This is a genomic window from Stakelama flava, assembly GCF_019351405.1.
GTDB lineage: Bacteria > Pseudomonadota > Alphaproteobacteria > Sphingomonadales > Sphingomonadaceae > Sphingomonas > Sphingomonas flava_A.
Window position 1 is genome coordinate 63974 of sequence record NZ_JAHWZX010000012.1, and the last position, 26246, is coordinate 90219.

General features: G+C 61.8%; 33 protein-coding genes. 17 read left to right on the forward strand and 16 right to left on the reverse strand.

Annotated elements, in window-relative coordinates; translation table 11 throughout:
• Positions 1–68: 68 nt before the first annotated feature.
• On the reverse strand, positions 69–962 hold the full coding sequence (locus KY084_RS12660; RefSeq protein WP_219238838.1) for a sulfite exporter TauE/SafE family protein: 894 nt from the start codon (positions 960–962) through the stop codon (positions 69–71).
• Between the two features lie 292 nt (positions 963–1254).
• Here KY084_RS12660 and KY084_RS12665 point away from each other — a divergent pair, with 292 nt between their 5' ends.
• A complete protein-coding gene (locus KY084_RS12665; RefSeq protein ID WP_219238839.1) occupies positions 1255–2115 on the forward strand; it encodes a hypothetical protein in 861 nt (286 codons plus the stop codon).
• A 382-nt stretch (positions 2116–2497) separates the two neighbouring features.
• Here the strand turns inward: KY084_RS12665 and KY084_RS12670 are convergent, their stop codons facing one another.
• Positions 2498–3319, reverse strand: coding sequence for an LD-carboxypeptidase (locus KY084_RS12670; RefSeq protein WP_219238840.1), 822 nt, complete (start codon positions 3317–3319; stop codon positions 2498–2500).
• 199 nt (positions 3320–3518) lie between these two features.
• Between KY084_RS12670 and KY084_RS12675 the strand changes: the two genes are divergently transcribed.
• The 9 genes from KY084_RS12675 (at position 3519) to KY084_RS12715 (ending at position 9339) form a co-directional block, all read left to right on the forward strand.
• Positions 3519–4916, forward strand: coding sequence for a UDP-N-acetylmuramate--L-alanine ligase (locus tag KY084_RS12675; protein WP_219238879.1), 1398 nt, complete (start codon positions 3519–3521; stop codon positions 4914–4916).
• Positions 4917–4998: 82 nt separating this feature from the next.
• Positions 4999–5589 carry a hypothetical protein gene (locus tag KY084_RS12680; RefSeq protein WP_246587107.1) on the forward strand — a complete coding sequence of 197 codons (591 nt, stop codon included), beginning with the start codon at positions 4999–5001 and terminating at the stop codon, positions 5587–5589.
• Complete coding sequence (locus KY084_RS12685; protein WP_343228014.1) at positions 5586–5798, forward strand: helix-turn-helix transcriptional regulator; 213 nt, start codon at positions 5586–5588, stop codon at positions 5796–5798. The genes KY084_RS12680 and KY084_RS12685 overlap by 4 nt, the downstream gene beginning before the upstream one ends.
• Complete coding sequence (locus KY084_RS12690; protein WP_219238841.1) at positions 5795–5986, forward strand: hypothetical protein; 192 nt, start codon at positions 5795–5797, stop codon at positions 5984–5986. The genes KY084_RS12685 and KY084_RS12690 overlap by 4 nt, the downstream gene beginning before the upstream one ends.
• Before the next feature lie 14 nt (positions 5987–6000).
• On the forward strand, positions 6001–6891 hold the full coding sequence (locus tag KY084_RS12695) for an alpha/beta fold hydrolase (RefSeq protein WP_246587108.1): 891 nt from the start codon (positions 6001–6003) through the stop codon (positions 6889–6891).
• Positions 6892–6929: 38 nt separating this feature from the next.
• Positions 6930–7673, forward strand: a complete 744-nt coding sequence (locus KY084_RS12700; protein ID WP_219238842.1) for an alpha/beta fold hydrolase — start codon at positions 6930–6932, stop codon at positions 7671–7673.
• 65 nt (positions 7674–7738) lie between these two features.
• Entirely contained in the window at positions 7739–8155 is a 417-nt protein-coding gene (locus KY084_RS12705) for a VOC family protein (protein WP_219238843.1), read from the forward strand.
• Positions 8156–8167: 12 nt separating this feature from the next.
• Positions 8168–8896, forward strand: a complete 729-nt coding sequence (gene gloB, locus KY084_RS12710) for a hydroxyacylglutathione hydrolase (RefSeq protein ID WP_219238883.1) — start codon at positions 8168–8170, stop codon at positions 8894–8896.
• A 35-nt stretch (positions 8897–8931) separates the two neighbouring features.
• Positions 8932–9339, forward strand: coding sequence for a hypothetical protein (locus KY084_RS12715; protein WP_219238844.1), 408 nt, complete (start codon positions 8932–8934; stop codon positions 9337–9339).
• Positions 9340–9343: 4 nt separating this feature from the next.
• Here KY084_RS12715 and hslU read toward each other — a convergent pair whose 3' ends face one another.
• From hslU to hslV, 3 genes are all read right to left on the reverse strand, one after another.
• Positions 9344–10642 (reverse strand): ATP-dependent protease ATPase subunit HslU, encoded by a 1299-nt coding sequence (gene hslU, locus KY084_RS12720; RefSeq protein ID WP_219238845.1) that lies wholly within the window; start codon positions 10640–10642, stop codon positions 9344–9346.
• A 79-nt stretch (positions 10643–10721) separates the two neighbouring features.
• Positions 10722–11855 carry an FAD-dependent oxidoreductase gene (locus KY084_RS12725; RefSeq protein ID WP_343228015.1) on the reverse strand — a complete coding sequence of 378 codons (1134 nt, stop codon included), beginning with the start codon at positions 11853–11855 and terminating at the stop codon, positions 10722–10724.
• On the reverse strand, positions 11845–12399 hold the full coding sequence (hslV, locus tag KY084_RS12730; protein ID WP_219238847.1) for an ATP-dependent protease subunit HslV: 555 nt from the start codon (positions 12397–12399) through the stop codon (positions 11845–11847). The genes KY084_RS12725 and hslV overlap by 11 nt, the downstream gene beginning before the upstream one ends.
• A gap of 110 nt (positions 12400–12509) precedes the next feature.
• Here hslV and KY084_RS12735 point away from each other — a divergent pair, with 110 nt between their 5' ends.
• On the forward strand, positions 12510–12695 hold the full coding sequence (locus tag KY084_RS12735) for a hypothetical protein (protein ID WP_219238848.1): 186 nt from the start codon (positions 12510–12512) through the stop codon (positions 12693–12695).
• Between the two features lie 4 nt (positions 12696–12699).
• Here the strand turns inward: KY084_RS12735 and KY084_RS12740 are convergent, their stop codons facing one another.
• The 3 genes from KY084_RS12740 to KY084_RS12750 all read right to left on the reverse strand — a co-directional run bounded on the left by KY084_RS12740 (position 12700) and on the right by KY084_RS12750 (position 13936).
• Positions 12700–13113, reverse strand: coding sequence for a holin family protein (locus tag KY084_RS12740; RefSeq protein WP_219238849.1), 414 nt, complete (start codon positions 13111–13113; stop codon positions 12700–12702).
• Between the two features lie 10 nt (positions 13114–13123).
• Positions 13124–13663 carry a glycoside hydrolase family 108 protein gene (locus KY084_RS12745; protein ID WP_219238850.1) on the reverse strand — a complete coding sequence of 180 codons (540 nt, stop codon included), beginning with the start codon at positions 13661–13663 and terminating at the stop codon, positions 13124–13126.
• Between the two features lie 99 nt (positions 13664–13762).
• Positions 13763–13936 carry a hypothetical protein gene (locus KY084_RS12750; protein WP_219238851.1) on the reverse strand — a complete coding sequence of 58 codons (174 nt, stop codon included), beginning with the start codon at positions 13934–13936 and terminating at the stop codon, positions 13763–13765.
• A gap of 80 nt (positions 13937–14016) precedes the next feature.
• On the opposite strand from KY084_RS12750, the gene KY084_RS12755 reads away from it, so the two are divergent.
• Positions 14017–14724, forward strand: a complete 708-nt coding sequence (locus KY084_RS12755) for a Crp/Fnr family transcriptional regulator (protein ID WP_219238852.1) — start codon at positions 14017–14019, stop codon at positions 14722–14724.
• A gap of 55 nt (positions 14725–14779) precedes the next feature.
• On the opposite strand, the gene KY084_RS12760 is transcribed toward KY084_RS12755, so the two are convergent.
• From KY084_RS12760 to KY084_RS16375, 4 genes are all read right to left on the reverse strand, one after another.
• Complete coding sequence (locus tag KY084_RS12760; RefSeq protein WP_219238853.1) at positions 14780–15121, reverse strand: hypothetical protein; 342 nt, start codon at positions 15119–15121, stop codon at positions 14780–14782.
• A 162-nt stretch (positions 15122–15283) separates the two neighbouring features.
• On the reverse strand, positions 15284–15679 hold the full coding sequence (locus KY084_RS12765; protein WP_219238854.1) for a globin domain-containing protein: 396 nt from the start codon (positions 15677–15679) through the stop codon (positions 15284–15286).
• A 72-nt stretch (positions 15680–15751) separates the two neighbouring features.
• Positions 15752–16807, reverse strand: a complete 1056-nt coding sequence (locus KY084_RS12770; RefSeq protein WP_219238855.1) for a ribonucleotide-diphosphate reductase subunit beta — start codon at positions 16805–16807, stop codon at positions 15752–15754.
• A gap of 137 nt (positions 16808–16944) precedes the next feature.
• The gene (locus tag KY084_RS16375; RefSeq protein ID WP_246587110.1) at positions 16945–17103 is read right to left on the reverse strand and encodes a hypothetical protein; all 159 of its coding nucleotides are present in this window, start codon (positions 17101–17103) and stop codon (positions 16945–16947) included.
• Positions 17104–17241: 138 nt separating this feature from the next.
• On the opposite strand from KY084_RS16375, the gene KY084_RS12780 reads away from it, so the two are divergent.
• Together KY084_RS12780 and KY084_RS12785 are read left to right on the forward strand one after the other, a co-directional pair.
• Positions 17242–17466 (forward strand): DUF2171 domain-containing protein, encoded by a 225-nt coding sequence (locus KY084_RS12780; RefSeq protein WP_219238856.1) that lies wholly within the window; start codon positions 17242–17244, stop codon positions 17464–17466.
• Positions 17467–17634: 168 nt separating this feature from the next.
• Complete coding sequence (locus KY084_RS12785; protein ID WP_219238857.1) at positions 17635–17886, forward strand: DUF2171 domain-containing protein; 252 nt, start codon at positions 17635–17637, stop codon at positions 17884–17886.
• Between the two features lie 208 nt (positions 17887–18094).
• Here the strand turns inward: KY084_RS12785 and KY084_RS12790 are convergent, their stop codons facing one another.
• Positions 18095–19990 (reverse strand): ribonucleoside-diphosphate reductase subunit alpha, encoded by a 1896-nt coding sequence (locus tag KY084_RS12790; protein WP_219238858.1) that lies wholly within the window; start codon positions 19988–19990, stop codon positions 18095–18097.
• A 501-nt stretch (positions 19991–20491) separates the two neighbouring features.
• Between KY084_RS12790 and KY084_RS12795 the strand changes: the two genes are divergently transcribed.
• Positions 20492–22102, forward strand: a complete 1611-nt coding sequence (locus KY084_RS12795) for an amidase (protein WP_219238859.1) — start codon at positions 20492–20494, stop codon at positions 22100–22102.
• A 16-nt stretch (positions 22103–22118) separates the two neighbouring features.
• Here KY084_RS12795 and KY084_RS12800 read toward each other — a convergent pair whose 3' ends face one another.
• Positions 22119–22541 (reverse strand): DUF4345 domain-containing protein, encoded by a 423-nt coding sequence (locus KY084_RS12800; RefSeq protein WP_219238860.1) that lies wholly within the window; start codon positions 22539–22541, stop codon positions 22119–22121.
• Positions 22542–22987: 446 nt separating this feature from the next.
• Here KY084_RS12800 and KY084_RS12805 point away from each other — a divergent pair, with 446 nt between their 5' ends.
• Both KY084_RS12805 and KY084_RS12810 read left to right on the forward strand, forming a co-directional pair.
• Positions 22988–24079 (forward strand): GNAT family N-acetyltransferase, encoded by a 1092-nt coding sequence (locus KY084_RS12805; protein ID WP_219238861.1) that lies wholly within the window; start codon positions 22988–22990, stop codon positions 24077–24079.
• Between the two features lie 57 nt (positions 24080–24136).
• Complete coding sequence (locus tag KY084_RS12810; protein WP_219238862.1) at positions 24137–24943, forward strand: glucose 1-dehydrogenase; 807 nt, start codon at positions 24137–24139, stop codon at positions 24941–24943.
• A 305-nt stretch (positions 24944–25248) separates the two neighbouring features.
• Here KY084_RS12810 and KY084_RS12815 read toward each other — a convergent pair whose 3' ends face one another.
• Positions 25249–25506, reverse strand: coding sequence for a DUF427 domain-containing protein (locus tag KY084_RS12815; protein WP_219238863.1), 258 nt, complete (start codon positions 25504–25506; stop codon positions 25249–25251).
• A 98-nt stretch (positions 25507–25604) separates the two neighbouring features.
• Positions 25605–26156 (reverse strand): helix-turn-helix domain-containing protein, encoded by a 552-nt coding sequence (locus KY084_RS12820; RefSeq protein ID WP_219238864.1) that lies wholly within the window; start codon positions 26154–26156, stop codon positions 25605–25607.
• Positions 26157–26246 lie beyond the last annotated feature (90 nt).

The window sequence follows — 26246 nt, forward strand, 5'->3', positions numbered from 1 at the left end:
CGGGAACAGGTCGCGGCTTATGCCGCCGCGATGGGGAGATAGGCAAGGGGGCGCAAAAGCGCGAGTCCTCAAACGTTGAGCGCGATGAGATACAGGCTTGATGCAACGATCCAGCATCCGTCGATCGTCTTCAGCCGCGCCGCCCCCAGCCATAGCGCCAGCGGGCGGGCAAGATAGCCGCCGATCAGCGCGCCGGGCGCGGCTAGCGCGACCACCTCCCACATCACCGTGCCGTTCGCGATGTGGAACGGCGCACCGGCAAGGCACGACAGGCTGGAAATCACCACCGCCGCACCGGCGCACAGCACCACCGGATAATGGCGGATGAAAAGGTACAGCGCGACCAGCTCGCCCACGCCGACCGAAAACAGGGCGGTGACGAACCCGCCGACCAGCCCGATCGCTGCGAGCATGAAGAAGTCGCCGCGTGTCACCGTGCGCAAAGCGGGCCGGGTGCGGTTGACCGTCCATGTCGTCGCGACCACGCCCGCGCCCAGGCTAAGCGAAAACGCCTTGAAGGCCAGCAGCACGTCATGCGGATCGAACGCCGCGACCCGCTGCGTCACCAGCATCACCGGCAGCGATCCCGCCAGCACCACGCCAACCACGCGCCAGAAATCGGCAAGCGATACGTCGCGCGTCGCGACCGGCTGGCGGTGCAGCCCCGCCGACCAGCGAATCGCCCCCATGCTCATCCCGAAACACTGGATCAGGAACGATGCCGCGACGACCTGCGTCCTGTCGAGCGCCATGACGCCGGTATCGCGCAGCGCGTTGAACACCGGCACAAACACCACACCCCCGCCGGTCCCCGACGTATTGGCGATCGTCGCGCCCAGCACCCCGATGCCAGGCAGAAACCACAACCGCGCGAGCAGGGCGTGATCGAGCGGCGCGAAAACCCAGATCGCGGCATAGCCAAGCGCGAGCAAAATTGCGCCGATCGCCCCCGCAATCTTCATCCCGCCCGTTCCTTCACCGATCCGTCCTGCCGATTCATTCCCGGCATTCACTGCCCTTTATGGTGATGAAGGAAAGTGACACGCGGATCATTATCGCAGGAAAGAAGTGGCCGCTATCGCGAAGATAGTCGCGCGGCATGAGTGACCGAATTTGGCGGGAAACGGTTTGTCTGGTTTTGGGGCTTAATTGGGGTGAAAAGCGCATTGCGCCGCTGACGGAAGCTAGGCCAGAGCGCAATCACCTCAAAGTCCTTGCATTGTTATTTTGGGCGTCCAGCATCACTTCGAAAACATGATCACTATCGTCTTCGACAAAAACCTAATGCGAGCGCCAGCGATGGAAGAATTTCTGGCGATGGACCGGAATCATGCGGTCGCGTTCTCTGATTGGACGATCATTGAGATGCAGAAGAAGAACGCGCTGACGACCTCGAGGGAGTCGTTGTCGATTGCGGCCAAGTTCCCAAACCAAGTTTTCGCATTGCGGCCTGTTGGCGACATTCTCGACGACCAGATTCGAAGCAAGGACGATGCGATAATGCTGATAGACTACGGCGAGAGTGTAAGGCTGGGGCAACTTGCGGCTGACCTGAGGCGTATTCCGCCGCCGGAGCATCTTAGGCCAACGATCAAGGAGGCAGAGGCTTATGCAAGCACGATGATCGAACGCCTGCATAACGAAGTCGTTGATTGGGAGGATGCGCTGGTGAGCGCAGCCGGGGTCTTCACGCGAGAGGAACGGCGGGCGATTGCAATGCAGCAGACGGTCTCTGATGCGACGAGGCGCAAGGCGATTGACCTGCTGCTGGAGAGCACCCGAAACTTCATGATCGACAACCAGCAGAAGCAAGGTTCGAAGCCCATGAAGGTCAAAGATGCGATGAGCATGTTCGGCTTCCGCTACTCGCTATGCGTTCTTATCCATACGCTCGCATGGATTGGTGAAGGCGCAGGCCGTGGCAAGAAAGTCGATAAGCGCGTGAACGATGCCATCGATCTGCAGGTAGCCGCTGTGGGCACCTTCTTTGAAGGTGTCCTGAGCAGAGACAAGCAAGTTGCAAATACTCCGAGCGCTGCTCGCTCCATACTCCGTGCTTGGGGCGCATATGTGGGCAAAGATTGGCAGCACCCCGATTGGGCTGGGGAGAGCTAGGCGAACGTCCGCTTTTGGCTAGCCGTGCAATACATCGAAGGTCCGCAACGGAGGCGCTATAAGAAAGCCTGCTTTCGGTTCGACGCGTCGCCTATCCGTCATTCCCGCGAAAGCGGGAATCCAGTGGCTCGCAAACGCTCGAATAGCTGGATCCCCGCTTTCGCGGGGATGACGGTAATGCGGATTATGGTATCGGGTGGGTGGTCGGCGCGGAGAGCCGCCCGGTCCTACACGCCCCCGTTTCGCCATCCTCTTCGTCATGACCCGCACGTGCTCTTCCGTCACCCGCCCGATCGGGCGGTGCGGGGAGGCTAAGGGAGGGGGGCGTGTCCTAAACTTCCGAAACTTCCACGCCCGTCGCCCGCAAACTAACCCGCGCCGCTCACCCCGCTACCAGCCCGAACGGGACGATGCGGTTGTCGGCGCTGTGTCCGATCTCGGCGCGGCCCAGATAGGGCACGCCCATATCGCCGCACCAGCGCGTGATCATTTCCTCCGGCGTTTCGTCGAACGGCGGCTCGTTTTCCTGCACATCGACGATCTGGCCCAGCCTTATGCCCGCCAGCCCCTTTAACTGCGTCGAGTTGGCAAGCGTGAACAGCATCCGGTCGATGCGATAGAGCGGCTCTGAAACCTCCTCGATCATCAGCACATGGTCGGCAAGGTCGGGCAGCCACGGCGTGCCGATCATTGATGTGAGGATCGCCAGATTCATCGCCACCACCGGCTGGCCGCCGATATTCGGCTCCAATACGGCCCGGTCCCGATTGACCATCCAGTCGAGCGATCGCGCGACGCACACGCCCTGGTCTTTGCGCCCGATCTCGATCGGCATCGGCCCGTGCACCGGCCGCCCGATCCGCCGCGCATACAGCGCGCCCAGCATGAACCCCATGTCGGAATAGCCGACATACATCTTGTCCCGCGCCGCTGCGTTCAATTCGGGCATGACGCGCGACAGGATACGGTTCGACCCGTATCCGCCGCGCGCGAACCAGATCGCGTCGAACGCCGGATCGTTGGCATAGTCGAGGAACGCCGCCGCGCGCATATCGTCCGGCCCTGCGAAATGGCCGCTCACCGCGAAACATTGCTTGTGGAACGTCAGGTCGACGCTTGGGAAAGCGATCGCGGCAAGCGCACTGGTCGCCGCCGCCGCCTGTTCGTCGATCGGCTTTGCCGGTGCCACCACGCCAATTCGCATCGTTCGCCTTTCCCCAGTCCGTCCATACATGAACGCGCAACCCCATCTGCCGTTCGCGCTGCGCGAAGTCGAGAAGCGTTTGGGTGGAGGGGGCAGAAGCGTATTCCCGTTCGCTTGCGTTCATCGGTTCCGGTCGGCCGCCCGAATCGCCATGCGCCGGGTTGCTCCCGCCTGCGTTTCCGCCGATAGCCTGAACGTTATGGAAACCGGAAAATCCTATTTCTTCGTCGGCATTGGCGGTTCGGGCATGATGCCGCTCGCCATGATTCTTGCAGGGCGCGGCGCGATGGTCGCCGGGTCGGACCGCTCGCTCGACGCGGGCCGGGTTCCGGCCAAGTTCGAAGCGCTGGAAAAGCGCGGCATCCGCCTGTTCCCGCAAGACGGCAGCGGAATTAGCGATGCACAGCAGGTCGTCGTCGCCTCCGCCGCAGTGGAGGACAGCGTCCCCGACATGGTCCGGGCGTGCGAAGTCGGCGCGACGCGCATGAGCCGCCCTGAATTGCTCAGCCGGTTGTTCAACGATTCGGTGCGGCGGATCGGCGTTGCGGGCACCAGCGGCAAATCCACCGTCACCGGCATGATCGGCTGGATATTCGACCGGGCGGGGCGCGATCCCACGGTGATGAACGGCGCGGTGATGACCAATTTCGCCGATTCGCAGGCGCCCTTTGCCAGCGCGCTGGTCGGTGAAGGCGATGCCTTTATCAGCGAAGTCGATGAAAGCGACGGGTCGATCGCGCTCTACAATCCTACCATCGCGGTGCTGAACAATGTCAGCCACGATCACAAGAGCATGGAGGAGCTGCGCACGCTGTTCGGCGATTTCGTCGGCCGCGCCGATGCCGCCGTCATCAATACAGGCGACCCCGAATCGGCCGCGATCGCCGCCGGTCTTGATCGCGAAATGGTGCTGACCTTTGCGGTCGATCGCGACGCGAACCTTACCGCGCGCAACCTGAAACCCGAACCCTTCGCGATTTCGTTCGACCTGTATATCGCCGGGGATTTTCGCCAGACCGTCCGCCTGTCGGTGCCGGGTCGGCACAATGTCGAAAACGCGCTTGCCGCGCTGGGGGCAGCGCTCGCTTCCAGCATCCCGCCGCCGCGCGCCGTCCCCGCGCTCGAATCATTCACCGGGTTGCGGCGTCGCTTCGAACGGGTGGGGGAGGCGAACGGCGTCGCGGTGATCGACGATTTCGGTCATAACCCCGAAAAGATCGCCGCCACGATCAATACGCTGCACGAATTTCCCGGACGGCTGCTGCTGCTGTTCCAGCCGCACGGCTATGGCCCGTTAAAGGTCATGCGCCGCGAACTGGTCGCGATATTCGCGCAGAAGCTGAAGCGCGGCGACATGCTGGTTCTGCCCGATCCGGTTTATCAGGGCGGCACGGTGACACGCGACGTGACCAGCGCCGACATCGTCGCCGACCTTGCCCCCGCGGGGATCGATGCGCGCCACATCCCCGACCGCGATGCCGCGGCGGCGCATCTGGTGGCGAGTGCGAAGCCGGGGGACCGCATCGTGGTGATGGGCGCGCGCGACGACACGCTCAGCCTGTTGGCGAAAAGGATGCTGGACGATTTGAACAGATAGCTTGTCGTTATGGAAAGCTAGGTTGACATCTCGTCGCGAATCGGCGTAAAGCTCACTTGTCATTTAAACAAGGGAGCTTGCCATGGTTGTCGAGGAAGAGGTCCGGATGCCGCGCATCGGGCCGGCCATCACGGTATATATCTTCAGCCTGCTGGGCGGGATGGCAATCCATAAGGCCTATGACGTGCATGGCTGGTGGCTGGTCGCCATATATGCGGTGCCGCTCGCCGCGCTCGGCTGGATGATCGTTCAGAAACGCCGGATGCGCGCCATCCGGGGGGCGGCACCCTGCGGCGGGAATAAAACTTATCAGCGCCGCGTTCTGGGCCTCGCCATCGGGTATCTCGTGACGTTGATACTGGCGAACTGGTTGACCCGCCATTTCGCACTCGACGGTGCCGCCGCGATGGCCGTGGCGCTGCTCCCCGCCATTCCGATGATCGGCATCATCGTCGTGATCGGGCGGCTGATTCTGGACGAAAAGGACGAATATCTGCGCATGCTCCATGTGCGTCAGATGCTTATCGCGACCGGATTCATGCTCAGCGTCTGCTCGGTCTGGGGGTTCCTCGAAAGTTTCGATCAGGTGCCGCATGTCCCGGCTTACTGGGCATTCATTATCTGGTGTGCCGGACTGGCGCTGGGCACGCTGTATAACGAGCTGAAATCGTGAAGAACCGGCTTCGCGTGCTCCGCGCCGAACGCGAATGGAGCCAGCAGGACCTGGCCGACCGGCTGGAAGTGTCGCGCCAGAGCGTAAATGCCATCGAAAAGGGACGCTACGACCCCTCGCTGCCGCTCGCGTTCAAGATCGCCGACCTGTTCGGCCTCGCCATTGAGCAGGTGTTCGTCAATCCCGCACAGGAAGAAGAGGCACCATGACCCGTTGCCAGAAATCGCCGCGTATCGCCGTCCTGGCGGCTGTTATCGTCATGCTGATGAGCGCTGCACACCAGCGCGACATACAAACCGTCGCGCCCGCGCCGGATGCAAAGGCCGCCAATCATTTCGAATTCGACCTGTCGCTGCCCGGCATCCGTGCGCACCTCGTCACCAGCGCGATCCGTTGAAAGGAACCATGACCATGTTGAAACAAGCCCTGTTTGCCACCGCCCTCGTCCTCGGCGCCGCCGCCGGTCCGGCATTTGCCCGGTCGGCGGGGCAGGAAGCGTCCGCCACAACGCAGATGGATCATATCTCGGTACAGGCGATGGGCAGCGGCGATCCGGTGATCCTGATCCCCGGCCTGTCGAGCCCGCGCGGCGTATGGGACGGCGTTGCGCCGCACCTTGCCTCCGGTCACCGCGTCTATCTGGTGCAGGTCAACGGCTTTGCCGGGGATGACCCCAGGGGTAATTTGCAGCCCGGTATATTGGACGGCATCGTTGCCGACCTCGATCGATATATCGCCGACAAAAAGATCGAGCATGCCGCGATCGTCGGCCATTCGATGGGCGGCCTCGTCACGCTGATGCTGGCAAAGGCGCATCCGGGCGATGCCGGGCGCGTGATGATCGTCGACGCGCTGCCCTTTGTCGGGCCGATCATCATGCCCGGCGCGACGGTCGAGACGTTGAAACCGATGGCGGCGCAGATGCGCGACCAGATGAAGGTGCAGACCGCCGATGCCGCGTCGGCTAAACAGGTCGCCGCGACGATGGCAGTGACACCGCAAGCGCAGGCAAAGGTTGCAGGCTGGATGGCCGCGTCCGATCAGCGCGTGTCGGCGCAGGCGATGTACGAGGACGTTACGACCGATCTGCGCCCCGATATGGCAAAGGTGACGACGCCGATCACGCTCGTCTATCCGACCAGCGATCGGATGCCAGCCGAACGGGCCGATCCATTCTATCGCGCGCAATATGCCGATGCGCCCCATGTCACTTATGTTCCGGTTGCCGATAGCGGGCACTTCATCATGCTCGACCGGCCACAAGCCTTTGCAAAGGCGCTCGACGCGTTCCTCGCCGAATAGGCTTTCGGTCATGCGTTCGCGGCGATAGCATCGCGCGCATGACCGAACCCGATACGATCGATCCCGACAATGCGCCGCGGCTTGCCTTTCACAGGACCGATGGCGCTGGACCCACCGTCATTTTCCTGCCCGGCTATGCCTCCGACATGGAGGGAACGAAGGCGACAGCGCTGGAAGACTGGGCGCGCGAACAGGGGCGCGGCTATATCCGTTTCGACTATTCGGGATGCGGGAAGAGCGAGGGGGCGTTCGAGGATCGCTCACTCGCCGACTGGCTGGCCGATGTGCTCAGCGTGATCGATGAACTGGCTGAAGGGCCGGTGGTGCTGGTGGGGTCGTCGATGGGCGGGTGGCTGATGCTGCTCGCCGCGCGTCAGCGGCCCGATCGCGTCGTCGGACTGGTCGGTATCGCGCCCGCGCCCGATTTCACCGACTGGGGGTTCACGCCCGACCAGAAAATGACGATCCTGACCGAAGGGCGGTTGGAAGAACCTTCCGCATATGACGATTCAGTAATGGTCACGACACGCAAATTCTGGTCGTCGGGCGAAGCGAACCGGATGACGTTTGGCCGGATCGCGATATCCTGCCCGGTGCGCCTGTTGCAGGGGCAGCGCGACAAGGAAGTGCCATGGGAACGCACGGCCCGGCTCACCGACTTGCTCGACAGCCAGGATGTGCAATTGTGGCTGGTCAAGGACGGCGACCACCGGCTTTCACGCGAACGCGATATCGCATTGCTGTTTCGCGCGGTAGCGGATGTCTGCGCTGCGGTAGCCTGACCCGGCCCTTTCAACCGCGCGGTCGCACCCCTATCTGGCGGACGAACAGAAGGGGCCTGCCGACGATGAAATATCTGCACACCATGCTGCGCGTAACCGATCCCGACGCGACGATTGCGTTCTTCAACCTGCTGGGGCTGGAGGAAGTGCGCCGTGCCGAGGTGGAGAAAGGGCGCTTCACGCTGATCTTCCTCGCCGCGCCGGGGCAGGAGGGCATCGCAGAGGTCGAACTCACCCATAACTGGGACCCGGAGGAATATTCGGGCGGGCGCAATTTCGGCCATCTCGCCTTTCAGGTCGACGATATCTATGAAAGCTGCCGGCGGCTGATGGATGCAGGGGTCATCATCAACCGGCCGCCGCGCGACGGGCATATGGCGTTCGTGCGCACGCCCGACAACATCTCGATCGAACTGCTTCAGGACGGGCATCTGGAGCCGCAGGAACCCTGGGCCTCCATGCCTAATAGTGGGGAGTGGTAGGCGATGTCGGTCGTGCTTCAGATTGTCGGCCTGCCGGTGCTTGCCGACAATTACATCTGGCTGATCCATGATCCGGCGGCGGATGAGACGGTCGTGATCGACCCCGCGCTCGCCGATCCGGTGCTGGAAGAGGTGAAGGCGCGTGGCTGGAGAATCACGGCGATCTGGAACACGCACTGGCATCCCGATCACACCGGCGGCAACGAAGCGATCAAGGCGGCGAGCGGATGCACCGTCATCGCACCGGCGGCGGAGGCGGAGCGGATTCCCACCGCCGATCGTCTGGTGGGCGAAGGCGATACGGTAACGCTGGGCGATCACAGCGCCTCGGTTCTGGAAATGCCCGCGCATACCTCGGGGCACATCGTCTATCATCTCGCCGGGGATCACATGATTTTCGTCGGCGACGTTCTGTTCGCGATGGGTTGCGGCAGATTGTTCGAAGGATCGGCGGAGCAGATGTTCGCCAATATGCAGCGGCTGGGCGACCTGCCTGACGAAACGCAGGTATATTGTGCGCACGAATATACGCAGGCGAACGGCCGTTTCGCGATGGTCATCGAACCGGAAAATCTGGCTGTGAAGCAGCGGATGATCGACGTGAACACCCGCCGCGCCAACGGGGAAGCGACGGTCCCCACCGTTATTGGCCTGGAAAAGGCGACCAATCCCTTTTTGCGCGCTACATCGGCGCAGCAGCTTGCGGAACGGCGTGCGGCAAAGGATAATTTCACGGGATAGGCGCGAGTCGCCCGCGCCCGATCGGGAGGCCGTGTATGACGCGCATCATCTTAATTCCACTTGCCGCCGCCGCGCTGTCGGGCTGTGCGGCTGCATCTTCACCCCCGGCGGAAAAGCCGGGGCCGGATCGTCTGACTCAGCTGCTGACTGGGTATGAACCCACCGACACGCTGCAATGCATCGATCCCGATCGCGTGCAATACAGCGAAACCGTGCGCGGCGGGATCGTGTATCGATCGACGCTTGGACACAGGATTTACGTCAGTGAAATCTCGCCCGCCTGCATCACCCCGCGCAGCGACGATATCCTGATCAGCTATCCATTCGCCGGGCGCTATTGCAAGGGCGACCGGGTCAAATGGGTGTCGCGCATCGGCGGCCCCAGCGGCTTTTGCACGCTGGGGCGGTTCGCAGAATACACCCGCGCACAGCCGGCCGAATGAACCGCTACAGAACGTAGCGGCTCAGGTCGGTGTCGCGCGCGATGCTGTCGAGTTGCTGCTCGACATAGGATGCATCGATGGTGAGCGTGGTTTCGCCGCGTTCCTCGGCATCGAAGCTCACTTCCTCAAGCAGCTTTTCCATCACCGTTTGCAGGCGGCGCGCGCCGATATTCTCGATCTCGGAATTTACCTCGGCGGCGATGCGCGCCACCGCCTTGATGCCGTCTTCGGTAAAGTTCAGCGTCACGCCTTCGGTGCCGATCAGCGCCTTATACTGTTCGGGCAATGAGGCACGGGTGTCGGTCAGGATCGACACGAAATCGTCCTGCGTCAGCGCCTGCAACTCGACCCGGATGGGCAGGCGGCCCTGCAGTTCGGGAAGCAGGTCGCTGGGCTTGGACACATGGAACGCGCCGCTGGCGATGAACAGGATATGGTCTGTTTTCATCGGGCCGTATTTGGTGGCGACCGTTGTTCCCTCGATCAGGGGAAGCAGGTCGCGCTGAACGCCTTCGCGACTGACCGAGGCGCTGCGCGATTCACTGACGGCGATCTTGTCGATCTCATCCAGGAACACGATGCCATTGGCTTCGGCGTCCTGAAGCGCCACCCGGCTGACCTCTTCCTGGTCCAGCCGCTTTTCGACCTCCTCTTCGACCAGCTTGTCGAAGGCGTTGTGCACGGTCATCTTGCGGCGCTTCATCTGGCCGCCGCCGAACGCCTTGCCCATCATATCCGACAGATTGATCATCCCGACATTCGCGCCGCCGGGAATTTCGAAGGGCATTTGGGACTGCGCCTCCATTTCGATCTCGATTTCGGTATCGTCGAGATGCCCTTCCTCGATCCTTTTGCGAAAGCTTTCGCGCGTCGCCGTGCTCGAATCCTTGCCGGTCAGCGCGTCGAGCAACCGGTCGAACGCCGCCTGCTCGGCCTTTTCCTGCACGGCGTGGCGGCGTCGTTCCTTTTCCAGCCGGATCGCTTCCTCGACAAGGTCGCGGGCGATCTGTTCGACGTCGCGGCCGACATAGCCGACTTCGGTGAATTTGGTCGCTTCCACCTTCACAAACGGCGCGTCGGCCAGCTTGGCGAGGCGCCGCGAAATTTCGGTTTTGCCGCAGCCGGTTGGGCCGATCATCAGGATGTTCTTCGGCGTCACTTCATCGCGCAGATCGGCGGGCAGCTTTTGCCGCCGCCAGCGGTTGCGCAGCGCCACCGCAACGGCGCGCTTGGCATCCTTTTGACCGATAATGTGATGATCGAGCGCGGCGACGATCGCCTTTGGGGTAAGTGTGTCGTTCATTCCAGTCTCAAGAAAAGGGAAAAGATGGGGAAGGGGTGTTCGGGCGTGGCCCGGCATATCGGAACCATGCCGGTCGCGATCAAGCGCAGCGCATGGCGTTCGCTATTCCCGCATGCAGGCGGATCAGCCGCCGGGTGGTTTCGGGATCGGGATCGAGCGACCAGTCGCCAAGATCCGCCGTCCCGCCCAGCAGGACGCCGTCGCTGCGCGAAAACATGTACGCGCCGCCTGCCGTCTCATAGGCGTAATCGACTTCCGGCTGCGGCATCAGCACGGCAAGCTGGCCGCGCATCGGCTGAAGCTCGGTATCGCCGAACAGGTCGCGCGCGCCAAGGCCGGTGCAGTTGAAGATAAGCCGTTCAGGCAGGTCGGCAATTTGCGAAGGATCGGCGAAGTCGCGTATTTCCACCTCGCCGCCCGCGACGCGAATATCGCGCAGCATCGCGCGCAGAAAACGCGGCGGTTCGATCAGCATCCCCGACCATTGGCTGACATAGGGACTGCCGAACCCCATAGCGCCGGCGGGCAGGGCGCGGTTCTCCGGGAGCATCGACGCGAGCAGCTCGTCCTTCGCGCTTTCCGACGGGGGCGAATCCGAAAGCTGGTAATTGGTCATCCAGCGAACGCCATAGTCATCGCCCACCATGATCTGAAACCGCTGATAGGCGTAAGCGGCGGCCGCCTTCAACTGCGCGGTGAAGGCCGGGGTCAGCCGGGACCTGCGGTACAAAAGCGAGGGATACCATTGCCCGCCCGCGATGTTGGAGGTGGTTTCGGGCGGCAGCGCCTTGGCATAAAGCGTGACCGGATAGCCCGCTTCCTGAACCAGCCGCGCGGTGGTTAGCCCCATGACGCCCGCGCCGATCACCGCGACCGCGCCGCGATGGCCGGGAAGCCCGATATTGGTGGCGAGCCGCGATGACCCCCAACTCAGCGTAATCCCCGCGCCGCCATGGCCGTAATTATGCACCAGCCGCTTGTCGCCGAACGACGCTTCGCGAACGACGAAGCCGGACGGGCGGAAAGGGCGCAGCCCGACCACCTGCCGGATCAGCCGGTCTTCCCGCGCCCGGACCGGCGGCAGACAGGCCGAACCTCCCGCCAATGGACGGTTCGTCGCACCGGTCGCTGCGCACCCCGCCAGCAGCGAAGCCCCCACAACGCCGACCAGTGTCCGGCGATCCACCGCCCCCGGCGGCGCGTCAGCTATCACTGTCCAGCGTTTCGATGGTGAGCTGATCGTTGGTATAGACGCACACATCCGCCGCGATCTTCATCGCGCGGCGGCAAATCGTCTCCGCATCTTTTTCGTAATCGACCAGCGCGCGCGCGGCGGCCAGCGCGTAATTGCCGCCCGAACCGATCGCCGCAATGCCCGCTTCGGGTTCCAGCACGTCGCCATTTCCAGTGACGACCAATGTTATGTCCTTGTCCGCGACGATCAGCATTGCCTCCAGATTGCGCAGATATTTATCGGTGCGCCAATCCTTTGCCAGTTCGACCGCTGCACGCAGCAACTGTCCCGAATAGCGTTCCAGCTTCGCCTCCAGCCGTTCGAACAGGGTAAAGGCATCGGCGGTCGCACCGGCGAAACCGGCGATCACCTTGCCATCGCCCAGCGGACGGACCTTTCTGGCATTGGGCTTCATGATCGTCTGGCCGGCCGTAACCTGGCCGTCTCCCGCGATCACCACCTTGCCCGATTTGCGCACGGAAAGAATGGTCGTGCCGTGCCACGCAATTTTCTTGTCGGTCATGCGCGCGGATATGGGGCGAACCATCGCCGCGCGCAAATCCCGACCGGCGCTGCGTCGAATCTTCTAAAATGGAAACAGGCGGGTTTGCGCCCGCCGGTTGGAGAGACACCATGTCCTATCACTGGATGAACAGGGGCGATCCCGAAGCGCGGCCGACCTATGGCGATATGGCCGAAATCGTTGAAGCGGAGGCCGAAGCCCGCAAACGCGATGCCGATGGCCTGCGCGGCCTGTTGTATGCGCTACCGGTCGGGCTGGGGTTTTGGGCATTGTTCGCGGTGGTCGCGCTTCGCTGACCCTTTATTTGTCCGACCCTTTCATCTTTCCGAACTGGCGCGCGGCGGTATAGCCGAGATAGCCGGTGCCGAAGAGCGTGTAGAGCGGTTCGGGCAACGCCGCCAGATATCCGGTCATGCCCTCTTCAATCCCCTTTGCCAGCGCCGGATCGAACGCGCCGATCAGGCCCATCGGTATCGCCCACAGGAAAAGCGCGTACATGACGTACAGAAAGCTGGGCCGCGCCCGGCTGGTCCACGGATCGGCCGATTGCGCTTCCGCGACGATCGCTGAAAGCTGCGCCTTTACCTGCTCAAGTTCCTGACTGTTCTGAAGCTCGATCAGTTTCAGTTTCGCCTGCGCCCTTGCCTCTGGGTCGGGAATGACCTTGTCGATCAATCCGGCAACCGGCGCGATGATTCCTTCAAGGATGCCCATATGCTTCTCCTTAACCGATCCGGTTGGCCAGCCAGCCGTACAGAAACGCTTCGTTCGCGGGACGACGCTCGGCCAAGGCAAGATAGCGTTCGCCCTGCAATGCATCGGCGGCCTTTACCAGCACCGCTTCCCCCGCCTGGCCGCGCGTCGCCAGAAACGCATCGAGCGCGGCGATCGTCACCGGGCCGATCCGAGAATCGACGCTGAGGTCAGGGTAATCGCGTTGTCCGCGATTAAGTGCGTTGAGCGCGCGTTGAAGAAATCCGGTCGCGGTGGCCGGTCCCATATTGACGCCGGTATCGAACAGTTCCGCAGCCAGATCGGGTGCGCGTGCCGCCACGCGGTCGAACCCTGGTCTCAGCCAATAAAGCCGGCGATAGATCGCCGTCGCCTCTTCACGCGGCAATGTGCGCATATCGCCAAGATATCCCTGTGCCCGTGCGGTTGCCTGCGTGATTCCCCACCGGGTCGCGCCGCCGGTGTCCGCAGGATGGTCGATATAGCCGCCTTCGCGCTCGATAACCTCATCGATCAGTTCGTCGATACCCATATCCGATCCCTTCGTTGCCGAAACGACCAGAATATAACCATATGGGTTACATGTAGGACAGCAATATTTTCACAAATCCGGGCAATGGGGGCGCTTTCGTCAACATTTGGGGTGCTGGTCGGCCTCGTCCGCCGCACGATTCAACGCTTCGGCGGTTTTGCGAGCAGCATCGGGGGTCAGCGAAAGGGCCACGCCTTGCGGCCCGTCGAGCAATACTTCGCCCGACTCCGCCACCGCCTTTACCGGTTTGTCATGGGGCTTATGGGGCGCCATGTTGTTCTCCGACAGGTATCGGGGTTAAAACGTCGCGCGGGGCCGGGTGTTCCGGGCGTTCGCGGGGCACAGAGGGGAGCATGACCACAGAACTTTTCCTGATGACGCATCAGCGACCGCGGCTGACAGATGCCGAACGCAAGGCTTTGAACAACGCCGTTGCGCATAAACGGCGTGTCGCCGCGCGGCAGGTGATCGTGCGTGAAAATATGCCGCTCACCCAGTGTACCTTGCTCACCAAGGGGTTTGTGCACCGCTACAAGGATACCGAAGACGGGCGACGGCAAATCCTCGCGCTGCACATTCCCGGCGATTTCGTCGATCTGCACAGCTACCCGCTCAAACGGCTGGAACATTCGGTCGCGGCGACAACGGATGTTGAGATCGCGCTTTTCCCGCATCAGGCGATCCGCGAACTCACCACGGTTTCGCCAAATCTGACCGAACTGCTATGGCGCAGCACCTTGATCGATGCCGCCATCAATCGCGAATGGCTGGTGTCGATCGGCGTGCGGACCGCCGCGAAACGGATCGCACATCTGATGTGCGAACTTCGTGCCCGGCTTGAACGCATTGGCATGGCTGATCGAAACGGATTCGATTTGCCGATCACGCAGATCGACCTTGCCGACGCCACCGGGCTTACGCCGGTCCATACCAACAGGATGCTGCGCCAGCTTCGTACCGACGGTCTGCTCGACTTTCGTGACAGGCGCGTGATTATTCATGACCTCGACCGACTGGCCGACTTTGCCGAATTCGATCCCAGCTATCTGTTTCTCGACTGATGAAAAGGATAGCGGGCCACCGATAATCGACCGGCGGCCCGTAATCGCCAAACCTTTAACGCGCCGCCATTTCCTCAACGGTCACATGGCCTTCGCGAAGGTCATTCGGCGCGACATAGAATCCGCGTTCGGCCATTTCCTTTCGGAAATCATGCTTCGCATCGGCGACTTCACGGTCATATTCGCTCTTCGCGTCGATGCGGTCCTGTTCGTCATGGGCACGGGCAAGATCGCTGCGAAGTTCGCGACGCGCTTCGGACAGCGACGTCTTGTAATCGAGATAGTGCGAATTGCTGTCGGTGAACAGATTTGCACGGGTCAGGTGTTCGCCCGCCATCACGGGCGTCGCGGCCAGCACGGCACCAGCCGCGGCAAAAGCAATAACGGTCTTCGACATGGGTACGCTCCTACTGATCGTTGAAGAACCGGGGCCAAGAACGGGCGGAATGCCGACCGGGTTGCGATCCGATGGGGGCGGCTTGCGCTCGCGCGCGTAGGGCGGGGCGGGACGTGCCCAAGCTGCGACGAATTGCGGCCTGATGGAGGGGGTTTGGCGGCGTTATCCTGCCGGATCGGAGGATGCTTTCGCCATCGCACGCGCCATCCGGTCCAATGTCTCCACCATCCGCGTGGATAGCGAATCGGGTATCCCGGACGTCTCCGCCAGCGTGCGTTGCATCGCATCGACCCATTGGCCTGCGGTTTCTTCATCGATGGGGATGGACCGGTGCAACGAAAAAATGCAGCCCCTGCCGCTTTCGAACCAGTCGCGCGGTCCGCCAAGCCACCCGGTCAGAAACCCGCTCAGGCTGTCGGCGATCGCGGCCAGGTCCCGCCCGTGCAGCGCCCGTAATTCGCGATATTTGGGTTCGCGATCGATCCGCGCGTAAAATCGATTTGAAAGATCGCGAACCGCGTCCGCGCCGCCCACCATGGTGAAAAGGGTTTCGCTCATGGCGGCGTCGATAGCAGCCGGGGCGGCAGCGGGGTTTGACGTCGGTCAAATCCGCTTCACCGCCCCGCGCATTTACTCCGCCGCTTGCGTCCCGCTGGAGAACATGTCCGCGCTGCCGTCTTCCTCGGCGGCATCGTCATTGCCCGCCTTGGCTTTCTGGCGCTTGTCGAAACTGTCCCAGACCTCGTTCCAGTTTCCGCGCGTCGCTCCTTTCGAATATTCGGTCGCGCGCGTTTCAAAGAAATTGGCATGCTCGACGCCGTTGAGCAGCGGCGTGAGCCAGGGCAGCGGGTGTTCGTCGATCAGGTACATCGGTTTCAGGCCAAGCTGTTGCAGCCGCCAGTCAGCGATGTAGCGGATATATTTCTTGATATCCTTCGGCGTCATGCCGTTCACCGGTCCCATTTCGAAGGCGAGGTCGATAAACGCATCTTCCAGCCGGATCGTCGTGCTGCACTGATCCAGAATGTCTTCCTTCACCGATTTGGTCAGGCAGTCGCGCTCTTTCACGAATGCGTGGAACAGGTTGGTGATGCCTTCGCAGTGCAGGCTTTCGTCGCGCACAGACCAGCTGACAATCTGTCCCATGCCCTTCATCTTGTTGAAGCGCGGGAAGTTCATCAGCATGGCGAAGCTCGCGAACAGCTGAACGCCTTCGGTAAAGCCGCCGAACATCGCAAGCGTGCGAGCGATGTCCTCGTCCGAATCGACACCGAATTTCTGAAGATAGTCGTGCTTGTCCTTCAGTTCGGAATATTCAAGGAATGCGCCATATTCGCTTTCGGGCATGCCGATCGTGTCGAGCAGATGGCTGTAGGCCGCGATATGGATCGTCTCCATGTTCGAAAAGGCGGCGAGCATCATCTTTACTTCGGTAGGCTTGAACACCCGGCCGTATTTCTCATGGTAGCAATCCTGCACCTCGACATCGGCTTGGGTGAAGAAGCGGAAAATCTGCGTCAGCAGGTTGCGTTCATGCTCGGTCAGCTTCTGCGCCCAGTCGCGGCAATCCTCGCCCAGCGGCACCTCTTCGGGCAGCCAGTGCACCTGTTGCTGGCGCTTCCAGAAGTCATAGGCCCAAGGATATTCAAAGGGCTTGTAGGTTTTGCGGGCTTCGAGAAGGGACATGGGATTACTCCGGGTTCGAAACGGAAGGAAGGAAAGGGCTGCGCGATCCGATCAGGAGGCGCGGCCTGCGATCTCGGCGTTCCACGACCACATCGCGCTCGCCGACATGGCGAGCACCGCGGCAAGCGCGAGCGCCATCACCGCGACCATGCGTAGGCATAGGTGCGCGCTTCGCCGATCGGCCGGCGAAGCTGCAGCAGCAACCAGACCGCCAAAAGCGCCGCGAAGAACGCAACGCCGAACATAATCGCGATTGCGGGCGAAAGCGTTGCGAACGTCATGGGATTGTTGTCCACGCGAACGGCAAAGGCACACAATCGCGTTCATGCCGCGCTCGCCAATAGTTGCGCACCCGCAACGGGAAAATCAGGAACACATGGTGCATTGGACCGTTGAACCTGTGTATCACGAAGTAAATAGTAAGGAGAAGCCACATGTTTGACAAGATGCGCATCAAAGAACACATGGAAATCGCCGGTAAAAACGGCCAGCATGTCGGAACGGTTGATGAGGTTGAAGGCGACCGTATCAAGATGACTAAGACTGATAGTGGCGACAGCCGCCATCATTACATCGAAATGGAACTGGTCGACCGGGTCGAGGATAACCGGATTTACCTGAAGGTCGATGAACCGACCGCGCAGGATATGAAAGTCTGACCCGCGTTTCACACGCTGATTAAAAACCCCCGCCCGGCCCCGCCCGGTGGGGGTTTTTGCGTGGACGGGACCCCCGCCCCGGCTTGGTATGTCATCCCCGGTCCGGGGATATGCATCATTCGCGGGCGTCGCGCGTTTTCCTCTTTGTCTCAAGCAAGGAGGAATATCATGGCCGATACCAGCAATATCAAAGAGCATATGAACGTCATCGGTGCAGACGGCGTGCATCTGGGTACTGTCGATCATGTCGATGGCGACCGTATCAAGCTCACCAAGACTGACAGCCCGGCAACCAAGGACGGGAAGGGCGCGAAGCATCACTATATTCCCGCGGGCCTGATCGCTGAGGTGGAGGGCGACAATGTTCGCCTTACCGCTACTGCCCAGAATGCACAGGATATGTTCGAAACCAGCGAATAAGCCCGCGTGCCAAGCATGTGACGCACGTACGAATGCCCCGGTCCGCGCTATGCGGGCCGGGGTTTCATTTTGTCGTGCGTCGTTCGCAGCAGTCATCACTTCCACATCGCTCCCGCAGGGGCGGGGGCCTGTTTGCTGTTTTCGCGGGCGCTTTGCCCGCCAATGAAAAATACGCGCCGCGCCTTATGCGCGGGTCCCTTCCGCCGATTTACTGGCAGGCCAGACACTCGTCATAATCGGTGCTGGGCAATTCGTATTTGGCGAGTTCGGAGGTGTTGTCCGCTTCCACGCCGCCCGCGAACCCTGCGCGCTGTACCGATTTCGACCGCAGATAATAAAGCGATTTGATGCCCAGTTCCCATGCGCGGAAATGCAGCATCAGCAAATCCCATTTGTCGCAATCGGCGGGGATGAACAGGTTCAGCGACTGCGCCTGATCGATATAGGGCGACCGGTCGCCGGCAAGTTCCAGAATCCAGCGCTGGTCGATCTCGAAACTGGTCTTGTAACAATCCTTTTCCTCCGGGCTGAGGAAATCGAGATGCTGCACCGAACCCGTCTTTTCGAGGATCGAATTCCAGATCGCGTCCGAATTTTTTGACTTTTTGTCGAGCAGCTTTTCCAGATACGGATTCTTCACCACGAAGCTGCCCGAAAGCGTTTTGTGGGTATAGATATTCGCCGGGATTGGTTCGATGCACGCGCTCGTCCCGCCGCAAATAATGCTGATCGACGCGGTCGGCGCGATCGCCATCTTGCACGAAAACCGCTCCATCACGCCGACATCGGCGGCGTCGGGGCAGGGGCCGCGTTCGACCGCAAGCTGCATCGACGCTTCATTCGCGGCTGCATTGATATGCTTGAAGATGCGCGTGTTCCACGATTTCGCCATCGCGCCTTCGAACGGCAGGCCGCGCGCCTGCAGGAAGGAATGGAAGCCCATGACGCCCAGCCCGACCGACCGTTCGCGCATCGCGCTGTATTTCGCGCGCGCCATTTCTTCGGGCGCGCGTTCGATATAATCGCTTAGCACATTGTCGAGGAAGCGCATGACGTCCTCGATAAAGCCCTTGTCCTTCGACCATTCGTCCCAGGTTTCCAGGTTGAGCGACGACAGGCAGCATACCGCCGTGCGGTCGTTGCCCAGATGATCGTACCCGGTGGGCAGCGTGATTTCGCTGCACAGGTTGGACGTGGAAACCTTCAGCCCCAGGTCGCGATGATGCTTGGGCATGTTGTTGTTCACATGATCGGCGAAGACGATGTACGGTTCGCCCGTGGCAAGCCGGGTTTCGACCAGCTTCTGGAACAGCGCGCGCGCATCGACGCGGCCGCGCTCCGACCCGTCCTTGGGACTGCGCAAAACCCATTCGCCGCCGTCGCGAACGCATTCCATGAATTCGTCGGTCAGCAGCACGCCGTGATGCAGGTTCAGCGCCTTGCGGTTGAAATCGCCGCTGGGTTTACGGATTTCCAGAAATTCCTCGATCTCCGGATGGCTGACGTCCAGATAGCAGGCGGCCGATCCGCGGCGCAGCGATCCCTGGCTGATCGCAAGGGTGAGCGAATCCATCACCCGGACGAACGGAATGATACCGCTGGTCTTGCCGTTCAGGCCCACCGGTTCGCCGATGCCGCGCACATTGCCCCAATAGGTGCCGATGCCGCCGCCGCGCGAAGCCAGCCACACATTCTCGTTCCAGGTGTCGACAATGCCGTCCAGGCTGTCGGGGACCGAGTTGAGGTAGCAGGAGATCGGCAGCCCGCGCCCCGTGCCGCCGTTCGACAGGACGGGCGTCGCCGGCATGAACCACAATCGGGAGATGTAATCATATAGCCGCTGCGCATGTTCGGCATTGTCGGCATAGGCGCTGGCGACGCGAACGAACAGGTCCTGATAGCCTTCGCCGGGCAGCAGATAGCGGTCCTTCAGCGTCTCCTTGCCGAAATCGGTCAGCAGCGCATCGCGCGAATGATCGACCTCAATCGCGTACAGCGTGGGGTCGACGCTTTTCGAATTGCGCTCGCGCGGCGCTTCGGCGGCGGTGGTTTCGACGGTGTCGGTATCGTTCACGCTCACGTCCTGCGTATCCCTGAAATCCATGACTGGCCCCGTTCCTTAAATCCGTTCGAATCGAGGGCGGACCCCGATGCTATCATCCCGGCGGCGTCGCGCGAGAACAAAAAGTGATCAATCGCGCCGTCGCACGCGCATGCAGGGACGTCCCGCAATATGCATCACGGTCACTGTGCTACCAGCGATAGGGTCTGCCCCCGCAAACGACCACTAGAGATTGTGCCTAAACGCGCTTCGACGCAAGCCGGTAAATAATGGTTCATCGGCTCGGTTCATCGCTAAAAAGACTCGTTTCACGGATGCCGAAAGGGCGCGACGCGTGGATTTCCAACGGGTCCGCGACACGCAAGAGAACGGGGCGTGAACAAAAAAATATTCCCATGGAGCGCGCAAGGGGGCCTTTGTGCCTGTGGCGTTTTTTGCGCGCGAGCCGCCTTGTCGAAATGAAAAGCGAGCGCGTCGCCGGAAATTCTTGAGCGGCAGTGTGCGGCACGATAGCCCTTTCCTTTCCGGAGGGGAGATTTTTCGATGACCATCCGCTTTGCCCTTGCCGCGCTGGCGCTGGGATTTTCCGTGCAATCGGGGGCGCAGGCCCACGCCGCCGCGCCGCGCGATGTCGCGCTGCCAAAGGTGGCGGAACGCTCGCTTGCCGATCTTTCCGCCGCGCTGACGTCGGGTGAAGTGACGAGCGAACAGCTGGTGCGCGCCTATCTTGCCCGGATCAACGCGATGGATCGCAAGGGGCCGGCACTGCGCAGCGTGATCGCGGTCAATCCGCAGGCCCTGGCCGATGCGAAGCGCAGCGATGCCGAACGAAAGGCGGGCAGGGTGCGCGGCCCGCTGCATGGCGTTCCCATCGTTATCAAGGACAATATCGAACTGGCCGGGCCGCTTCCCACCACGGCGGGCAGCCTTGCGCTGAAGGACAATGTCACGAATCGCGACGCGCCGGTCGTCGCGCGGTTGAAGGCGGCGGGCGCGATCATCCTTGCCAAGACGAACCTGTCGGAATGGGCGAACATCCGCTCCATCCATGCGATGTCGGGGTGGAGCGCCGTCGGCGGGCTGGTGAAAAATCCCTATGCGCTGGATCGTACCGCATGCGGATCGTCGAGCGGCACCGGCGCCGCGGTCGCGGCCAGCTTCGCCGCGGCGGGGCTGGGCACCGAAACCGACGGGTCGGTAACCTGCCCCTCCTCGATGAACGGGCTGGTGGGCCTTAAACCGACGATCGGGCTGGTCAGCCGGACGCATATTGTGCCGATCAGTCATAGTCAGGACACGGCAGGGCCGATGGCGCGAAGCGTGCGCGATGCCGCGCTGCTGTTCACCGCGATGGTGGGTAGCGATCCCGGTGATCCCACAACGAAGGACGCCGATGCGCATCGCATGGACTATGCCTCCGGGCTGTCGAAGGATGCGCTGAAGGGCGTCAGGATCGCGGTGCTCCACCCCGACGCACCGGATGCGCTGATGACGCGGTTTCACGAACAGTTGAAGCTGCTTGAAGCGGCTGGCGCGACGCTGGTCGAAGTGAAGGCGCCCGATACAAAGGGGATGGGCGATGCCGAATTTCAGGTGCTGATGATGGAGTTGAAAAGCGACATGGCGGCCTATCTCGCCAATACGCCCGCTGCGGTGAAGGCGAAGACGCTGGCTGACCTCATCGCCTTCGATAACGCGCATGAAGCGGCCGAAATGCCCTATTTCGGGCAGGAAATATTCGAAATGGCGGACAAGACCGGCGGTATCGACGACCCTGCCTATGCCGATGCGCGCACCAGATCGAAACGCCTCGCCACCAACGCGATCGATACGATGTTGAAGCAGGCGAATGCGACGATACTGGTAGAACCGACCTATGGCATGCCCTGGCTGTCCGACACGGTATATGGTGACCAGTTTTCTGGGCCGAGCGCGGCCGATCTGCCCGCGATATCCGGCTATCCGCACCTCACCGTGCCGATGGGGCTGGTAAAGGGGTTGCCGGTCGGATTGTCGTTTATCGGCCCAAAATACAGCGAGGCGAAGCTGTTCGCGGCAGGATATGCCTATGAACAGGCGACAAAAGCGCGCGTTGCGCCCGGATACAAGTCGACCTTGAAGGAAGGGACAGGGGTTGAGGGCGCGGGGGAATAGGCCCCGCCACCGATCGTCAACTCAGCAGCGGCATCCGCATCCCGCGCCAGCGGCTGGCGAGAAAAGCCTGCCAGCCCAGCAGCAGCGGCATGACGATCAGCTCGACCGCCATCGCGACCATATGCCCTTGCGAGGGATGGCCGACCTGCCAGAGCGACACGAACCGCGCCAGACCGCCCGCGACGATGATAAATCCCAGCGTACGAAACCGGTATCCGCGTGCTTCGATACGCGGGATGCAGGTGAACAGGCCGATGGCGATCGCCAGCAGTTCGCCCGACAGATAGCGGAAATGGCTGTCCAGATCGGTCGGAACGCTGCCCAGATAGCCGAGCCAGCCGGGTCCGCGGAAAATGCTGACCACCGCCGCCGACAGCGAAAACAGGGCGACCATCGCAATCAGCAGTTGCAGGATACGGCGTTCGGTATCGAGCGTCATGTACGGCTCCGTGCGAAGGGTCTGTCACGGCCCGGCAACGCGCTCGCACATGCGCACTCGCCGGCCGGTAGAAGCGTACGGCCCGCTGCGGGCGCGAACGGATGAAGCGGGCGGCGGCCGATTTCGCCCCGCCGTCGATATGTGCCGATTCCGCCATACCAGGACGAAACGCGCAGTATTTCGGCCAGCATGACGATGTTCGCCGCGGCGAACAACATCTTATTCATCGATGTTCGCGTGCGGCGGCAAAAACCGGTCGCATCAGTCCCTGTCAACGGCAGGATTGCCCCCTTTGTTCATGATGTTTTCCGGCTGCCCCGGTCATGGCGCTCGCCGCGCCCTTATGCGGCGGCGCGGGGTTGGCGTGCAAGAACGCCTCGCCGCGAAAACCGCACGGCCCGGACATATCCATTCCTTGGTAACCCACAGCTGGTAGCGCCGGTATAATGACGAAGCCGATGCCCCTTGCCGATTTCAAACGCCTGCCGCCGCTGCACAGCGTGGCCATGGGCGAGGGGTTGTCGGGCGCGATCGATCCGGTCGCGGCCGCTGGGCCGGAGAGCCGCCGCTTCCTTCGCTATGCATGGTTTGCCGCCGCGCTTTGCGCCTATGGTGGGAATGCCCGCACAGCGGTGGTGAAACGCGAAGGCGAACCGGTGCTTGCGCTGCCGATGACGAACTTCGGTCCGACGATGCTTCGTTTTGCCGAAGTCCCGGGCTGCTATTGGCCGTTTCGCGGTTTTCCCGCGCGTGACGATGCCGGGCAGGATGCCTATGCGGCGCTGCTGGCCGCGCTGAGCAGCGAAATCAACCTGCTGCGCATCGGCCCGGTCTATGACGATGATCCCGTACTCGCGCGACTTCGCGACGCCGCTGCATCGCAGCGCTGGCGTGCGATACCCCGCTTCATTGCCGACAGCTATATGCTGGATATGGCGGTGGCGCGTGCGGACGGAAGCTGGCCGCGCAATTCGACGCTGCGCAAGAACCGCTATCATGAAAAACATCTGGCCAGCCATGGCGCGCTTGAATGGTCGTTTGTCGGCGGACGCGGCTGGACGGCAGCGCTGTTCGACGATCTGGCCATGATCGAGGAGGCAAGCTGGATCGCGGCGAAGACCGATGGCGGCGATGCAAAATTCACCCGCACCGGTCATGGCGCGTTCTGGCGCGCCGCCGCCGACGACCCGGTGATTGCCGACATGATGCGCGCCGCGGTGCTTCGCGTCGACGGAAAGCCCGCCGCCTTTTCGTTCGACCTTGATGCGGGCAGGCTAAAATACGCCGTCGCCAACAGCTATGATCCGCAATACGCAAAACATTCGCCCGGAAAGCTAATATATTATCGCAATCTGCTGCAGGCGCTTGAAGCCGGTGTCGAGCGCGTCGACTGGGGCGCGGGGGACAGCGGGTACAAACGAACGATCGGTGCCGAAAAGGGACCCGCTATTCGTGACTGGCTGTTCGTGCGGCCCGGTGCTCCGGCGCTGGTCGCCGGACTTGCCGGCGGGCTGTGGATGCGCAGCGGTCAGGCCTGAACGTCACAGGACGGGCAGGCGCGGAACCGACCACCCGCGCGAAACGCTACGCAGGGCATGACCCAGACAGAAAACAACAGTCCCGTCGCCATCGTCACCGGCGCCAGCTCGGGAATCGGCATGGCGGTCGCCAGAAAGCTTGGCCTCGCCGGTACGGCCGTCACCATCAACTATCATTCGCATCCCGAACCCGCCGAAGAACTGGCGGGCGAAATCCGGGATAATGGCGGCCGCGCGATAACGGTGGGCGCGGACGTTTCTTCCGAAGACGGGGTGGCGAAGCTGTTCGATGCGACTCAGCAGGCGTTTGGGCGGGTCGATATTCTGGTCGCCAATTCGGGTGCGCAAAAGGATGCGGGCATCGCCGAGATGACGCTGGATCAGTGGCGGACGGTCATCGACCTTGACCTGACCGGCCAGTTTCTGTGCTGCCGCGAAGCGGTGCGCCGGTTTCGCGAACAGGATGAGGCGGGCCGTCCCTTTCGCGCAAAGGGGGCGATCGTATCGATGACATCGGTCCACGACGCGATTCCCTGGGCCGGGCATATCAATTACGCCGCGGCGAAGGGCGGCGCGCGCATGCTGGTCGAAACGCTTGCGCAGGAAGTGGCTGGAGAGGGGATTCGCGTCAATGCCGTGGCGCCGGGCGCGATTCGCACCCCGATCAACAAGGATGTCTGGGGCGATGAGGCGAGCCTGAAAAAACTGCTCGAACTGATCCCCTATGGCCGGATCGGAGAGCCGGAGGATGTTGCGGAAGCGGTCGCCTGGCTCGCATCCGATGCCGCCGATTACGTCAGCGGCACTACGCTGTACGTCGATGGCGGAATGATGCTCTATCCCGGCTTCCGCGGAAATGGATAGTCCGCTTCACGCTCGGATATAGCGGAAATACCAGATTTTGTGCCGCAGTTCAATTATCATATTGATATGACATGGGTTTATGGGATTTTTCGAGCCGAAATTTGCTCCGGCAATCGCCGTTTTGAGGTGGTGAGGGCATGAATCTCGTTCCATGCCTTCAGGAGTTTCTGTAATACCAAGGTTCGGAGATCGTGATTTTTGGGGGCTTGCTCCTGGAACAGGCTCGAGCAGCCCTGGCGGATCATGTCGCTCGGCATACGCGCCTGGACACACGGGTCTCATCACTGAATCTTGGTATAAGGCGGCTATCCAGCTTTGCGAGCTGGTAGGTCGAAGTTGAGCTTCTTCGGAAAAAGACGGCAAGTTTCCGGCCGCCGATGAGCCATGTCCACATCTTCGCGCGGAATATACTGGACGGCCGGATAATTTGCCTCGCGCAGCGTCAGCGCGGCAGCCGTGTTGGCGAACTCTTTGCCGCCGGCCGTGACGAGGACGCGCCGTGGATTACGTTCGATCGTGATCGGATGGTCAGGACCCGGGATTTTGATTGTCTTCTCGGTCATGGCGCGTCTCCTTGCTGATCGAGATATAGGATGTCGGGTTGAACCTTGGAGCCGGGCGGTTAGACATATCCGGGCCGACGTTTCCGGCGCGAGGGCTTTTACGCAAGCGATGCAGCTTGAGGGGAGCCGCCCGATGCCTGGCGGCCAGCGGTGATCATCTCTCCGTTGAGGCAGAGCGTGACGCGTTCGTCATCTCGCTTCCCAGCAGCGCAAAGCTTCGGAGCAGATAATGCCGCGGGGAATGGCCGGAGTCCTGTGTCCTCCATTCCTCCAGGGCGCGCGCAACGCTTCTGTCGAACGCAGCAGGCGATCGACAGAGGCGGATTCCTTCGTCTCATAGCGCGATGCCAGCTTGAGAAAGCAATCCCGGGCGGCATCGAGCGGCGCCTGATCCGCAGACTGCTCCGCATGGCGGTGTGCAACGCTTGCGGAAAGCCGCTGCGCTCCCGCGCGAGCAACACATCGTCCTTCGATTTGAAGTAGGAGAAGAACGTGCGGCGCGAAATGCCCGCCGCCCGCGCGATCATATCGAACGTGGTGGCTTCGTAGCCATTCTCAACAAAAAGCTTGAGCCCGGTCTCGATAATCCGCCGACGCGTCTCGCGGCGCTTTCCCTCGCGCAGGCTTTCCTTCTCCGATGCATGTGCCAATGCCCCACCAAAGGTCTGGTTCGTCGACCGCAATTCAGGCGGGAATCGCCGAGCGCATAAGCATTGCTAATCCGAGTCTCTATCTCGCTC

What these genes read in the sequence shown, in the direction of transcription:
- KY084_RS12765 (WP_219238854.1), bottom strand. Translation starts at nt 15,679, where the DNA reads ATGAGCGAAACCCTTTTCACCATGGTGGGCGGCGCGGACGCGGTTCGC.
- KY084_RS12800 (WP_219238860.1), bottom strand. Translation starts at nt 22,541, where the DNA reads ATGACGCTCGATACCGAACGCCGTATCCTGCAACTGCTGATTGCGATG.
- KY084_RS12680 (WP_246587107.1), top strand. Translation starts at nt 4,999, where the DNA reads ATGGTTGTCGAGGAAGAGGTCCGGATGCCGCGCATCGGGCCGGCCATC.
- KY084_RS12715 (WP_219238844.1), top strand. Translation starts at nt 8,932, where the DNA reads ATGACGCGCATCATCTTAATTCCACTTGCCGCCGCCGCGCTGTCGGGC.
- KY084_RS12705 (WP_219238843.1), top strand. Translation starts at nt 7,739, where the DNA reads ATGAAATATCTGCACACCATGCTGCGCGTAACCGATCCCGACGCGACG.
- KY084_RS12805 (WP_219238861.1), top strand. Translation starts at nt 22,988, where the DNA reads ATGACGAAGCCGATGCCCCTTGCCGATTTCAAACGCCTGCCGCCGCTG.
- KY084_RS12740 (WP_219238849.1), bottom strand. Translation starts at nt 13,113, where the DNA reads ATGGGCATCCTTGAAGGAATCATCGCGCCGGTTGCCGGATTGATCGAC.
- KY084_RS12755 (WP_219238852.1), top strand. Translation starts at nt 14,017, where the DNA reads ATGACCACAGAACTTTTCCTGATGACGCATCAGCGACCGCGGCTGACA.
- KY084_RS12665 (WP_219238839.1), top strand. Translation starts at nt 1,255, where the DNA reads ATGATCACTATCGTCTTCGACAAAAACCTAATGCGAGCGCCAGCGATG.
- KY084_RS12795 (WP_219238859.1), top strand. Translation starts at nt 20,492, where the DNA reads ATGACCATCCGCTTTGCCCTTGCCGCGCTGGCGCTGGGATTTTCCGTG.
- KY084_RS12790 (WP_219238858.1), bottom strand. Translation starts at nt 19,990, where the DNA reads ATGGATTTCAGGGATACGCAGGACGTGAGCGTGAACGATACCGACACC.
- KY084_RS12660 (WP_219238838.1), bottom strand. Translation starts at nt 962, where the DNA reads ATGAAGATTGCGGGGGCGATCGGCGCAATTTTGCTCGCGCTTGGCTAT.
- KY084_RS12695 (WP_246587108.1), top strand. Translation starts at nt 6,001, where the DNA reads ATGTTGAAACAAGCCCTGTTTGCCACCGCCCTCGTCCTCGGCGCCGCC.
- KY084_RS12770 (WP_219238855.1), bottom strand. Translation starts at nt 16,807, where the DNA reads ATGTCCCTTCTCGAAGCCCGCAAAACCTACAAGCCCTTTGAATATCCT.
- hslU (WP_219238845.1), bottom strand. Translation starts at nt 10,642, where the DNA reads ATGAACGACACACTTACCCCAAAGGCGATCGTCGCCGCGCTCGATCAT.
- KY084_RS12780 (WP_219238856.1), top strand. Translation starts at nt 17,242, where the DNA reads ATGTTTGACAAGATGCGCATCAAAGAACACATGGAAATCGCCGGTAAA.
- KY084_RS12675 (WP_219238879.1), top strand. Translation starts at nt 3,519, where the DNA reads ATGGAAACCGGAAAATCCTATTTCTTCGTCGGCATTGGCGGTTCGGGC.
- KY084_RS12735 (WP_219238848.1), top strand. Translation starts at nt 12,510, where the DNA reads ATGTCCTATCACTGGATGAACAGGGGCGATCCCGAAGCGCGGCCGACC.
- KY084_RS12700 (WP_219238842.1), top strand. Translation starts at nt 6,930, where the DNA reads ATGACCGAACCCGATACGATCGATCCCGACAATGCGCCGCGGCTTGCC.
- KY084_RS12785 (WP_219238857.1), top strand. Translation starts at nt 17,635, where the DNA reads ATGGCCGATACCAGCAATATCAAAGAGCATATGAACGTCATCGGTGCA.
- KY084_RS12745 (WP_219238850.1), bottom strand. Translation starts at nt 13,663, where the DNA reads ATGGGTATCGACGAACTGATCGATGAGGTTATCGAGCGCGAAGGCGGC.
- KY084_RS12815 (WP_219238863.1), bottom strand. Translation starts at nt 25,506, where the DNA reads ATGACCGAGAAGACAATCAAAATCCCGGGTCCTGACCATCCGATCACG.
- KY084_RS12690 (WP_219238841.1), top strand. Translation starts at nt 5,795, where the DNA reads ATGACCCGTTGCCAGAAATCGCCGCGTATCGCCGTCCTGGCGGCTGTT.
- KY084_RS12760 (WP_219238853.1), bottom strand. Translation starts at nt 15,121, where the DNA reads ATGTCGAAGACCGTTATTGCTTTTGCCGCGGCTGGTGCCGTGCTGGCC.
- hslV (WP_219238847.1), bottom strand. Translation starts at nt 12,399, where the DNA reads ATGACCGACAAGAAAATTGCGTGGCACGGCACGACCATTCTTTCCGTG.
- KY084_RS12670 (WP_219238840.1), bottom strand. Translation starts at nt 3,319, where the DNA reads ATGCGAATTGGCGTGGTGGCACCGGCAAAGCCGATCGACGAACAGGCG.
- KY084_RS12750 (WP_219238851.1), bottom strand. Translation starts at nt 13,936, where the DNA reads ATGGCGCCCCATAAGCCCCATGACAAACCGGTAAAGGCGGTGGCGGAG.
- KY084_RS12810 (WP_219238862.1), top strand. Translation starts at nt 24,137, where the DNA reads ATGACCCAGACAGAAAACAACAGTCCCGTCGCCATCGTCACCGGCGCC.